This is a genomic window from Tessaracoccus antarcticus (genome assembly GCF_003688855.1).
GTDB lineage: Bacteria > Actinomycetota > Actinomycetes > Propionibacteriales > Propionibacteriaceae > Arachnia > Arachnia antarctica.
Window position 1 is genome coordinate 289,556 of the sequence record NZ_REFW01000002.1, and the last position, 11,838, is coordinate 301,393.

General features: G+C 66.4%; 12 protein-coding genes. 11 read left to right on the top strand and 1 reads right to left on the bottom strand.

Annotated features, from left to right (window positions below):
* The first annotated feature begins 246 nt into the window (after positions 1 to 246).
* The 4 genes from ftsY to EAX62_RS08645 all read left to right on the top strand — a co-directional run bounded on the left by ftsY (position 247) and on the right by EAX62_RS08645 (position 5,575).
* Complete coding sequence (gene ftsY / locus EAX62_RS08630) at positions 247 to 1,386, top strand: signal recognition particle-docking protein FtsY (protein WP_121901281.1); 1,140 nt, start codon at positions 247 to 249, stop codon at positions 1,384 to 1,386.
* Between the two features lie 65 nt (positions 1,387 to 1,451).
* Complete coding sequence (gene ffh, locus EAX62_RS08635) at positions 1,452 to 3,014, top strand: signal recognition particle protein (RefSeq protein WP_121901282.1); 1,563 nt, start codon at positions 1,452 to 1,454, stop codon at positions 3,012 to 3,014.
* Between the two features lie 120 nt (positions 3,015 to 3,134).
* Complete coding sequence (locus tag EAX62_RS08640) at positions 3,135 to 4,229, top strand: amidohydrolase family protein (protein ID WP_121901283.1); 1,095 nt, start codon at positions 3,135 to 3,137, stop codon at positions 4,227 to 4,229.
* A 170-nt stretch (positions 4,230 to 4,399) separates the two neighbouring features.
* Positions 4,400 to 5,575 carry a S49 family peptidase gene (locus tag EAX62_RS08645; protein ID WP_121901284.1) on the top strand — a complete coding sequence of 392 codons (1,176 nt, stop codon included), beginning with the start codon at positions 4,400 to 4,402 and terminating at the stop codon, positions 5,573 to 5,575.
* Between the two features lie 5 nt (positions 5,576 to 5,580).
* Here the strand turns inward: EAX62_RS08645 and EAX62_RS08650 are convergent, their stop codons facing one another.
* Positions 5,581 to 5,928 (bottom strand): metallopeptidase family protein, encoded by a 348-nt coding sequence (locus EAX62_RS08650; RefSeq protein WP_121901285.1) that lies wholly within the window; start codon positions 5,926 to 5,928, stop codon positions 5,581 to 5,583.
* Positions 5,929 to 6,157: 229 nt separating this feature from the next.
* On the opposite strand from EAX62_RS08650, the gene rpsP reads away from it, so the two are divergent.
* From rpsP to EAX62_RS08685, 7 genes are all read left to right on the top strand, one after another.
* Positions 6,158 to 6,616: a 30S ribosomal protein S16 gene (gene rpsP / locus EAX62_RS08655; protein WP_121901286.1), complete on the top strand. Its 459-nt coding sequence runs from the start codon at positions 6,158 to 6,160 to the stop codon at positions 6,614 to 6,616.
* 2 nt (positions 6,617 to 6,618) lie between these two features.
* Positions 6,619 to 6,867, top strand: coding sequence for an RNA-binding protein (locus EAX62_RS08660; RefSeq protein WP_121901287.1), 249 nt, complete (start codon positions 6,619 to 6,621; stop codon positions 6,865 to 6,867).
* 90 nt (positions 6,868 to 6,957) lie between these two features.
* A complete protein-coding gene (rimM, locus tag EAX62_RS08665) occupies positions 6,958 to 7,476 on the top strand; it encodes a ribosome maturation factor RimM (RefSeq protein WP_121901765.1) in 519 nt (172 codons plus the stop codon).
* Positions 7,473 to 8,168, top strand: coding sequence for a tRNA (guanosine(37)-N1)-methyltransferase TrmD (gene trmD / locus EAX62_RS08670; protein ID WP_121901288.1), 696 nt, complete (start codon positions 7,473 to 7,475; stop codon positions 8,166 to 8,168). The genes rimM and trmD overlap by 4 nt, the downstream gene beginning before the upstream one ends.
* A gap of 76 nt (positions 8,169 to 8,244) precedes the next feature.
* Positions 8,245 to 8,943: a succinate dehydrogenase cytochrome b subunit gene (locus EAX62_RS08675; protein ID WP_233557875.1), complete on the top strand. Its 699-nt coding sequence runs from the start codon at positions 8,245 to 8,247 to the stop codon at positions 8,941 to 8,943.
* Positions 8,944 to 8,946: 3 nt separating this feature from the next.
* Positions 8,947 to 11,016 carry a fumarate reductase/succinate dehydrogenase flavoprotein subunit gene (locus EAX62_RS08680; protein WP_121901290.1) on the top strand — a complete coding sequence of 690 codons (2,070 nt, stop codon included), beginning with the start codon at positions 8,947 to 8,949 and terminating at the stop codon, positions 11,014 to 11,016.
* Positions 11,013 to 11,762 carry a succinate dehydrogenase/fumarate reductase iron-sulfur subunit gene (locus EAX62_RS08685; protein ID WP_121901291.1) on the top strand — a complete coding sequence of 250 codons (750 nt, stop codon included), beginning with the start codon at positions 11,013 to 11,015 and terminating at the stop codon, positions 11,760 to 11,762. The genes EAX62_RS08680 and EAX62_RS08685 overlap by 4 nt, the downstream gene beginning before the upstream one ends.
* Positions 11,763 to 11,838: the final 76 nt, after the last annotated feature.

Sequence of the window (11,838 nt, forward strand, 5' to 3'; positions counted from 1 at the left end):
CTCAGCGACTGAAACAAGCAGGCTATCCACGCCTTCACGGGCGTGGAGGCGATCGTCCACTTGATCCAGCCAGAGGTAGGGGGAGAGCAAGGAACCCCGGTACTGTTGTGCCGCGAGCCTGAAGCGGACGGGTGGGCCCCCGCGAAGGTGGAGGCACCCGTTGAACCAGCTGTCACGCAACACCTCCGAGGTGGTGTTCGTGGTAGCAGGGGATGGGCGCTGCGCCATCCTCGCTAGGATGACGCCGTGGACTGGATTTTTTGGGTCATCCTGGGGCTGATCGGCGCTGCCGTGATCGCAGCCAGCATCATCACCCATGTCAATCGCAAGAGCATCGGTGCGCCCGAGCAACCCGACGAGCTGGAGGCGGAGCCCTCGGCCGAGACCCCCGGCGACACCGTCGTGGTGGATGCCGAGCTCGTCGAGGAAGTGGGGCCGGCGGCGCCCACACTGGAGCGCCCCGAGTCGTCCCAGTCACGCTTCGCCCGGCTGCGCCGTCGTCTGTCCTCCAGCAACAACGTGCTGGCTCGCGCACTGGCTGACCTGCTGAGCGTCGACCGCATCGACGCCGACACCTGGGACGACTTCGAAGCCACCCTCATCGCCTCCGACCTCGGCGTCGGGCCCACCACCGAACTGACGGATGCCCTCCGCAAGGAACTTTCCGTCGACGGCGTGGCCGACCCGGAGACGGCACGTCGCGTCCTGCGATCGGAGTTGTTGCGGCTCGTGGACCCCACGCTGGACCGCAGCCTCAACCTGGACTCTGAGGAGGGCAAGCCTGCCGTCGTGATGGTGGTGGGTGTCAACGGCACGGGCAAGACCACCACTGTGGGCAAGCTGGCGCGCGTGCTGGTGGCCGACGGCCGTAGCGTCCTGCTGGGTGCCGCGGACACGTTCCGTGCCGCCGCCGCCGAGCAACTCATCACCTGGGGCGAGCGGGTTGGCGTCTCCACAGTCCGAGGTCCCGAGGGTGGTGACCCGGCCTCCGTGGCGTTCGAGGCCGTCGCCTCCGGTGCCGAGAACGGCATCGACGTGGTCATCGTGGACACCGCCGGACGCCTGCACACCAAGACTGGCCTCATGGACGAGCTCGGGAAGGTCAAGCGCGTCATCGAGAAGAAGGCCGCCGTGAACGAGGTGTTGCTCGTGCTGGACGCCACCACCGGCCAGAACGGCATGATGCAGGCGCGGGTCTTCTCCCAGGTGGTCAACGTCACGGGGATCGTCCTCACGAAGCTCGACGGATCCGCCAAGGGCGGCATCGTCGTTGCCGTGCAGCGCGAGCTCGGCGTGCCCGTGAAACTCATCGGGCTGGGGGAGGGCGTCGACGACCTCGCACCGTTCGACCCGGAGGGCTTCGTCGCCGGAATCCTCGGCGAGTGAGGCTTCGTCTATCCTTGGCCGGTACCGCCACGCCGCATGGCACAACCAATTGATGAAGGACTGACGTGTTCGACACGCTGCAAGATCGCCTCTCCGACGTCTTCAAGGGACTGCGCTCCAAGGGCCGACTGACCGAGGCCGACATCGACGCCACGATGCGGGAGATCCGCATCGCGCTGCTCGAGGCTGACGTGAACCTCAGCGTCGTCAAGGGGTTCATCAGCGCCGTCAAGGAACGCTGCCTGGGCCTGGAGCTCTCCAAGGCGCTGAACCCGACGCAGCAGATCATCAAGATCGTCGACGATGAGCTGGTCGGGATCCTCGGCGGGGAGACCCGCAACGTGCGCTTCAGCAAGCGCCCACCCACCGTCATCATGCTGGCCGGTCTGCAGGGCGCCGGAAAGACCACCCTCGCGGGCAAGCTGGCCAGTTGGTTGCGCGAGCAGAAGCACGCTCCGCTGCTGGTGGCGGCCGACCTGCAACGCCCCAACGCCGTCGGCCAGCTCCAGATCGTCGGCGAGCGCGCCGGCGTCCACGTGTTCGCGCCCCAGCCCGGCAACGGGGTGGGTGACCCCGTGCAGGTGGCGCGCGACTCCATCGAGCATGCACGCCGCCGCCTCTACGACGTCGTCATCGTCGACACCGCCGGACGTCTGGGCGTCGACGCGGAACTGATGCAGCAGGCCGCCGACATCAAGGAGGCCGTCAACCCCGACGAGGTCCTCTTCGTGGTGGACGCCATGATCGGTCAGGACGCCGTCAACACCGCCAGGGCCTTCAACGAGGGCATCGGCTTCGACGGCGTCGTCCTCACCAAGCTCGACGGCGACGCCCGCGGAGGCGCAGCCCTCTCGATCGCCCGCGTCATCGGCAAGCCCATCATGTTCGCGTCCAACGGCGAGGGCCTGAAGGACTTCGACGTCTTCCACCCGGACCGCATGGCCAGCCGCATCCTCGGCATGGGGGACGTCCTGACCCTCATCGAGCAGGCCGAGAAGACCTTCGACGCCGATCAGTCCCGTGCTGCGGCCGAGAAGCTCATGGGCAAGAACAAGTTCGGCCTGCAGGACTTCCTGTCCCAGATGCAACAGCTGCGCAAGATGGGGCCGCTCAGCAAAATCCTCGGCATGCTGCCGGGTGCCGGTCAGTTCAAGGGCGCCATCGACGACATCGATGAGCGCGAGATCGACCGCATCGAAGCCATCATCAACTCGATGACCCTGAAGGAACGCGACGACGTCAGCATCCTCAACGGCTCACGCCGCTCCCGCATCGCCAAGGGGGCGGGTGTGCAGGTCTCCGACGTGAACCAGCTCGTCAACCGCTTCGTTGAGGCGCGCAAGATGATGGAGAAGATGGCCAGTTCGATGGGCGGCATGGGCGGTGGGGTGCCCGCCGGAATGCCCCAGGGCATGCCCGGCGCGCTGCCGGGCGGCCGTGGCCCCAAGCGCCAGCCCGCCAAGAAGCAGCTCAAGAAGGGCCACAAGGTCTCCGGCAACCCGGCCAAGCGCAAGCAGCAGGAGGCGCAGAAGGCGCTCGGCCTGCCTCCGCAGGTGGACGTCCCGCAGTCGATGGATGACTTCCAGCTGCCCGCCGACCTGCAGAAGATGTTCGACCAGAACAAGTAGCCGCTCACCTCGATCCGAGAGTCTCCGGGCCGACCCATTTCTGCGTGGTCGGTCAGCCAAAGGTGTTGTACCGAGTGCCGACGTGCCGGGTCCCGCCGGGTACTCGATAGTCTCGGTGCCATGAGCACCGCACCACACAGGACATCCGAGAGCTACCGCTTCACCCGTGCGGTGGTGCTTCCCGGGACTGAGCCACGCGACCTGTGGATCGCCGACGGGAGGGTGGTCGACGGGCCCGTCGCGGATGCCGTCACCATCTCCGACGCCTGCTGGGTGATCCCGGGGCTCGTGGACGCGCACTGCCACATCGGACTCGGGCCCGAGGGTGCCGTCGATGAGGACACGGCCAGGGCGCAGGCGCAGGCCGACCTTGCGGTCGGCGTGATGTTGATCCGCGACGCCGGCTCACCCTCCGACACACGGTGGGTCCACGACCAGTCCGAGTTGCCGCGACTTCTCCGCGCGGGACGCCACATCGCCCGTCCGAAGCGCTACATCCGCAACCTTGCCGCCGAGGTGGAGCCCGAGGGACTCGTCGAGCAGGTGCGCCACGAGGCCCGATCTGGCGACGGCTGGGTCAAGTTGGTGGGCGACTGGATCGACCGCTCCGTGGGCGACCTCGCACCGCTGTGGCCCGCTGACGTCGCCGCCCGGGCCATCGCTGCCGCCCATGACGAGGGTGCCCGTGTCACGGCTCACTGCTTCGGCGAGCAGTCCGTGGCGGAACTCGTGGACGCAGGCATCGACTGCATCGAACACGGCACCGGCCTTTCAGACGACGTGATCGCCTCCATGGCAGATCGCGGCACCGCGCTGGTGCCCACCATGATCAACCTCGACAACTTTCCCCACTATGCCGCCACCGGTGCCGCAAAGTTTCCGCGCTACGCCGCTCACATGCTGGACCTCCACGCGCGCCGCCACCAGAGGATCGGCAGAGCGATCGAGGCCGGCGTGCAGGTCTACGCCGGAACCGACGCGGGCACCGTCGTCGCCCACGGTCGGGTCATCGACGAGATCGACGAACTGGCGAAACTGGGCGGTGCGGAGTATGCCCTGGGTGCTTCGAGTTGGCGTGCCCGGGGGTGGCTGGGCGCCGACGTGGTGACCACGGGTGCCAGCGCAGACTTCGTCGTCTACTCCGAGGACCCCCGGCAGGACCTTTCGGTGCTGCGTCGACCCTCCGCCCGGATCCTTCGCGGTCGCGCCCTCTGACGGGCCGGTGGCGGACCAACCACCCGGTGGTGCTGGGCCCCACCACACTGAACCCCACAGGACGCGGAGGGGTGGTCGATTTCTCCACGTGGGGCCTCGGGGGGCTGCACTCGGACCCTCCGGCTGCTTGACTTGAGGTGAGCACCCCGACCCCCTGAGGAGCCATCACCATGGACGACACCCCCACGCCCACCCCTGCAGCCCCACCGAACTTCCCTCCACCCGAGCCCGCCGCACTCGCCACAGAGGCGCCCCGGGCCCCCGGCCCGTTCAAGCGGGGCTTCGGCATGGGTGCGGGCCTCGGGCTCGGTCTGGCCGTCACATTCGTTGCCCTTGCCGTCGTGACGGGGGTGTTCGCCCTCATCTCCACGGCCATGGCGCTCGGCTCCATCACCTCCTCCGGGGCCAGCACCAGCCTGTCCACGCTGTGGGGCAAGACGGGAGCCAGCGGGAAGCTACGGGCCCTGTCCATCAGCGGGCCAATCATGACCGACGCGTCCGAGGGTGGACTGCTGGTGGCAGGGACGTTCGGGTACGAGCTCGCGGAGCAGATCGACGCCATCACGAAGGACGACGCCGCGGGGCTGGTGCTGCTCGTCAACACGCCCGGAGGCTCCATCACCGGTTCGAAGGCCATTGCCGACGCGATCGACCGCTACCAGGAGCGCACCGGCAAGAAGGTGCTCGTGCACGTGGAGGGCATGTCAGCCTCCGGTGGCGTGTACTCCACGGCGCCAGCGGACGCCATCTATGCCGACCACGGGTCCATCGTCGGCAGCATCGGTGTCATCTTCGGCCCGTTCCAGCGGTTCCGCGACGTGGTGGCCACATCCGGCTCCTTCATCGAGTCCGGGGTCACCACCACGGGCGGGATCACCCAGGAGTACATCTCCGCAGGCACCGGCAAGGACTTCGGCAACCCCTTCCGCGACATGACGGACGCGGAACGACAGATGATCACCACCATGCTGGACACCGAATACGACAACTTCGTGGGCCACGTCGCCGAGCAGCGCGACATCCCACAGGAGACGATCGTCAACGAACTCGGCGCCCAGGTTTTCGGCAATGACGACGCGGAGCGTGTGGGGCTCATCGACGGCACGCTCAACCGTGAGGAGTTCTTCCGCAAGGCCGCCGTCGAGGCCGGGCTGGATCCGGAGGAGACGGTGGTGCAGGCGCTGCAGCCGCCCACAGGGCTGGAGGCGTTGCTGGGGGCCAGCCGCCCCGCAGGATCAGCGCTGCCGATCGCGGAACTGGGGGAGGGCCACCGGGTCAGCACCAGCTTCTGTGGGGGCGGCGCGCCACTGGTCTACGCCGGTGACCTGGCGGGGGTGTGCAGCTGAGGGGGTCAGCCCCAGCCCAGCTCGTGCAGGCGGTCCTCGTCGATCCCGTGGTAGTGCCCGAGTTCGTGGAGGAGGGTGATGCCGATCTCCTCCAGCAAATCGTCCTCGTCCTCGCACATCCGGGTCAGTGGCCCGCGGAACAGCACCACCCTGTCCGGCAGATTCCCCATCCCGTAGCTGGTGTCGCGTTCGGTGAGGGCGGTGCCCTCGTACCAACCCAGGACGTCGGACCCGTCGTCGGGCTCGTCCTCGACGACGATCAGGACGTTGTCCAGGTTGTCCAGCAGGGCGGGGGGCAGGTGCGACAGAGCCTCATCGACCAGGTCGTCGAACGTCTCCTCGGGCAGCTCCATGGCACCCGATGCTAGGCGCTCCGCCGTCACGCTGGCGCCGCCCCGCCGACTTTTGGCTGTGGGCCCGACATCTGGCAGAATATTGTGTGCAACTTTGATCACTGGCGCCCTCTAACCCCGGTGATCGTCGTTCATCAGGCCCGACAGGAACGCGTGCCCCACACGTGGACAGGTCCGGCCGCCCCATCTCGTCTTGAAACAGACAAAACACAACAGGAGAACCACACTCGTGGCAACCAAGATTCGTCTGAAGCGTTTCGGCAAGACTCGCTCGCCGCACTACCGCATCATCGTCATCGACTCCCGCTCCAAGCGCGACGGTCAGGCCATCGAAGAGATCGGTCTGTACCACCCCAAGAACGACCCGTCGGTCATGAAAATTGACTCCGAGCGCGCCCAGTACTGGCTGTCCGTTGGTGCACAGCCGACCGAGGCCGTCGTCGCAATCATGAAGCGCACCGGTGACTGGCAGAAGTTCAGCGGCGACACGTCGCCGTCGGGCGTCGACCCGCAGCCCCCGCGTCGCGACCGCGAGGCCGAGTTCGCCAAGGCACTGGCCGAGGACGGCAGCGCCACCGCGCCCGCCATCTCCAAGGCACAGAAGAAGAAGTCTGACGAAGCCAAGGCCACCCCGGCCAAGTCTGAGGACGAGTCCTCCGACGAGGCCGCGCCCGCCGAAGAGGCCTGATCATGCTGGCCGATGCGCTCGAGCACCTCGTTGCGGGGATCGTGTCCAACCCGGACGACGTCAGGGTCAAGGACAAGGACCTGCGACGCGGCCGGCTCCTCGAGGTGCGAGTGCACCCCGAGGACATCGGCAAGGTGATCGGTCGCCAGGGCCGCACGGCGCAGGCGCTGCGCACCGTCATGGGTGCGCTGGCCGGCAACGAGCAGCTGCGCGTCGACTTCGTCGACGTGGACAAGCCGCGTCGGCACTGAGCGGCCCACGCAGCACACGCTGTACAACACTGGAGTGCCTCGGATCATCACTGGTCCGGGGCATTTCTCATTGACGTGAAGGTGGGACTGATGGACGAACTGGTTGAAGTGGTGGTCGGCAGGGTGGGCCGCGCGAAGGGAATTCGTGGCGAGGTGTCGATCGACCTGAGGACGGACGAACCGGGGCGCAGGTTCTACGCCGGCGCGAAGCTGAAGATGGCCTCGGGACGGGAGCTCACCGTCGAGAAGACCATCTGGCAGAGGGGCAAGCTCCTGGTGACGTTCGCCGATCACCCTGACAGGACCGCCGTCGAGAAGCTCAACGGTGAGTTCCTCTCGACCAAGGTGTCGGCCGCGGAGCTCCCGAGCGATGACGACGAATACTTCGACCGGCAACTCGTCGGGCTGAAGGTGCTCGACCACCTCGGAGAGCCGGCCGGTACGGTCCGAGAGGTGCAGCACATGCCGTCCCAGGACCTCATTGCGGTGGACACCCCCGCCGGAATACGCCTGATCCCGTTCGTCAAGGCCTTGGTGCCGAGCGTCGACATGGAAGCCGGCACCTTGCAGTTGGCAGACGTCAACGGACTGCTGGAAGACCTCGAGTGAGGCTCGACGTCGTCACGATCTTCCCCGACTACATGGCGCCGCTGCACCTGTCGCTGGTGGGCAAGGCGATCTCGTCGGGGCTCGTGGAGCTCGGGGTGCACGACCTGCGCACATGGACGCACGACCGGCACCACACCACCGACGACACCCCGTACGGCGGGGGAGCGGGTATGGTCATGAAGCCCGAACCGTGGGGGGAGGCACTCGATGCGCTCCGGGACATGGACCCGGCTCCCATGACCGTGGTGGTTCCCACCCCGGCGGGCACACCGTTCACCCAGGAACTGGCCTACGAGTTGGCCACCCGCGACCGCCTCATGTTTGCGTGCGGTCGCTACGAGGGCATCGACCAGCGGGTGCTCGACCACATGGCTGATGAGTATGAACTCGTGGAGGTCAGCCTCGGCGACTACGTCCTCAACGGCGGGGAGGTGGCCACGCTGGCCATCATCGAGGCCATTGTTCGACTCATCCCCGGCGTGATCGGTAACCCCGACTCGCTGCTGGAGGAATCGCACTCCGCCGGGCACGAGAACCTCCTCGAATACCCCAACTACACCAAGCCGCCCACGTGGCGGGGTCGGGACGTGCCGGAGGTTCTCCTGAGCGGCAACCATGGCGTGATCGCGGCCTGGAGACGTGAGCGGGCGCTGGAGCGGACACGAGAGCGGCGTCCGGACCTCCTGCCCTGATCGCTGCCGCGGGCGACGCCCCGAATTAGGCGACCCTGCGTCGGTATCCGGGGGTGCCCGAGCTAGACTGCTTCTCGTGTCCACGACTCTCACCACTCATCAGCGAGCGATGCGATCGACGGTTGTGAAAAAGGTCATCATGGCAGTGACCGGCCTCATCATGATCGCGTTCCTGCTCATGCACATGTACGGCAACCTCAAGATGTTCGCAGGGGAGGAAGCTTTCGACCACTATGCACACTGGTTGAAGGGAGACATCCTCTACCCGATAGTGCCCCAGGGCTGGTTCATCTGGATCTTCCGGACCGGACTCCTGGCGGCCCTCGTGCTGCACATCTGGTCTGCCGCCTCCCTCTCTATGCGCACCCTGGCGGTGCGCGGACCCGGCTATGACAAGTTCAAGCCGCAGGCCCAGACCTACTCCGCCCGCACCATGCGCTGGGGCGGCATCCTCGTGGGACTCTTCATCGTCTTCCACCTCCTGCAATTCACCGTCAAGGTCCTCCGCACCGGCTTCGACGCCAACGCGGGGCCGTACGAAATGTTCGTGCTGTCGTTCTCGACGTGGTGGGTTTTCGCGTTCTACGCCGTGCTGATGGTGCTCATCTGCATGCACGTTCGCCACGGTTTCTGGAGCGCCTTCCAGACGCTGGGCCTCAACTCCTCGGCCAAGTCCCAGCGCTGGCTGAACCTGCTCGGAATCGGTGTTGGTGTCGTCCTGTACGTGGGCTTCATGCTTCCGCCAGTGGCCGTTTTGATCGGATGGGTTAACTAAGACATGACAACGACCGAAGAAGTGACGCATCTCGAGCGCCTGGACATTCCCAGGAACTTGCAGAGCCCCACCGCCCCCAGCACGAAGACCCCCACGGATTTCTTCGTCGAGGGTGCCGACATCTCTGATGGCAAGGCCCCCGACGTCGGCATCAGCGAGATGTGGAAGACCCGACAGTTCCAGGCACGCCTGGTGAACCCGTCGAACCGCCGCAAGCTGTCCGTCATCATCGTCGGCACCGGTCTTGCCGGTGGCGCCGCAGCAGCCACGCTGGGCGAGGCCGGCTACAACGTCCTGAACTTCTGTTACCAGGACAGCCCCCGCCGCGCCCACTCCATCGCGGCCCAGGGTGGCATCAACGCGGCGAAGAACTACCGCAACGACGGTGACTCCACGTTCCGGCTGTTCTACGACACCGTCAAGGGCGGTGACTACCGCTCCCGCGAGACCAACGTGTACCGCCTCGCGGAGGTGTCCGCCAACATCATCGACCAGTGCGTCGCCCAGGGTGTTCCGTTCGCTCGTGAGTACGGCGGGCTGCTCGACACCCGCTCGTTCGGCGGCGTGCAGGTGCAGCGCACCTTCTACGCCCGCGGCCAGACAGGTCAGCAGCTGCTGATCGGCGCCTACCAGCAGTTGGAGCGTCAGGTCGCCGCCGGCACCGTCAAGATGCACACCCGCCACGAGATGGTGGAGGTCATCGTCGTCGACGGCGTCGCCCGCGGCATCGTGACCCGCAACATGGTCAACGGCAAGATCGAGAGCTGGACGGCCGACGCCGTGGTGCTCGCCACAGGCGGGTACGGCAACGTCTTCTTCCTCTCCACCAACGCCATGGGCTGCAACGTGACGGCCACCTGGCGCGCTCACCGCAAGGGCGCCTACTTCGGCAACCCCTGCTACACGCAGATCCACCCCACCTGCATCCCGGTGCACGGCGACACTCAGTCGAAGCTGACGCTCATGTCGGAGTCCCTGCGCAATGACGGCCGGATCTGGGTGCCGAAGCGCGCCGAGGACTGCCAGAAGGATCCACGCCAGATCCCCGAGGAGGACCGCGACTACTACCTGGAGCGGATCTACCCCTCGTTCGGCAACCTGGTTCCACGCGACATTGCGTCCCGCCAGGCCAAGAACATGTGCGACGAGGGTCGTGGCGTTGGCCCGGCCATCACCGAGCGTGCTCCTGACGGGACCGAGTCCAAGGTCAGCCGCGGTGTCTACCTGGACTTCGCCGACGCCATCGCCAGGCTCGGCCAGCCTGCAGTGTCTGCCAAGTACGGCAACCTCTTCGACATGTACGCCCAGATCACGGGCGAGAATCCGTACGAGACGCCGATGCGCATCTACCCGGCCGTGCACTACACGATGGGTGGGCTGTGGGTCGATTACGACCTGCAGAGCTCCATCACGGGCCTGTACGTCACGGGTGAGGCGAACTTCTCCGACCATGGCGCCAACCGGTTGGGTGCCTCAGCGCTCATGCAGGGCCTTGCGGACGGCTACTTCGTGCTGCCGAACACCATCAACGACTACCTCGCGGATGCACCGTACGAGAAGCTCTCCGCTGAGCATCCGGCGGTCGTGGAGGCCGTCGAATCGGCCAAGGCGCGCGTGGAGAGACTCCTCAGCATCCAGGGCACACGCTCCGTGGACTCGTTCCACAAGGAACTCGGCCACATCATGTGGGAGTACTGCGGCATGTACCGCACCGAGGAGGGCCTCATCAAGGCCATCGGCCTCATCCAGGAGCTGAAGGAGGAGTTCTGGTCCAACGTCCGGGTCACCGGCGTGAACGAGGACTTCAACCAGGCGCTGGAGCGTGCCGGCCGCGTCGCCGACTTCATCGAGCTCGGTGAGCTGATGTGCGTCGACGCACTGCACCGTCGCGAATCGTGCGGCGGTCACTTCCGCGGCGAGTCCCAGACCCCCGAAGGGGAGGCGCTGCGGCACGACGACGAGTTCCTCTACGTGGCGGCGTGGGAGTTCGGCGGTGAAGGCGGCAAGCCCGTCCTGCACCGCGAACCGCTGGTCTACAAGGCAATCGAACTGAAGCAACGGAGTTACACGTGAAACTCAAGCTACGCATCTGGCGCCAGGCCGGACCGAACGCCACCGGCAAGCTCGTCGACTACGACATCGACGGCGTCTCGGAGGACATGTCCTTCCTGGAAATGCTGGACCTTCTCAACGAGAACCTCACCAACGTCAACGAGGAGCCGGTGGCCTTCGACCACGACTGCCGCGAAGGCATCTGTGGCATGTGTGGCGTCGTCGTCAACGGCATCGCCCACGGTGGGTCCTCCACCACGGTGTGCCAGCTCCACATGCGTTCCTTCGCCGATGGAGCCACCATCGAGATCGAGCCGTGGCAGGCGGGTGCCTTCCCGGTCCTGAAGGACCTCGCAGTCGACCGCAGTGCGTTCGATCGCATCATCCAGGCCGGGGGGTTCATCTCTTCCAACACCGGTTCTGCACCGGACGCCCATGCCATGCCGGCGCCGAAGCGGGAAGCGGACGTCGCCTTCGACAACGCCACCTGCATCGGTTGCGGCGCCTGTGTGGCCGCCTGCCCCAACAGCTCCGCCATGCTGTTCACGGCCGCCAAGATCACGCATCTGGCGATGCTGCCGCAGGGCCAGCCCGAGCGGTACTCCCGTGTGAAGTCCATGGTGGCTGCACACGACGAGGAAGGTTTCGGCAACTGCACCAACATCGGTGAGTGCGCCGCGGTCTGCCCCAAGGGCATCCCGTTGGAGTCCATCGCCCAGCTGAACCGCGACCTCATCAAGTCGATGTTCACCAAGGACGGCAAGTAGCACCCAGCGACACCATGAGAGGGCGTCCCCCGCGGGGGGCGCCCTCTCGTGATCTGTCCCAGGGTCCCCCTTTGGC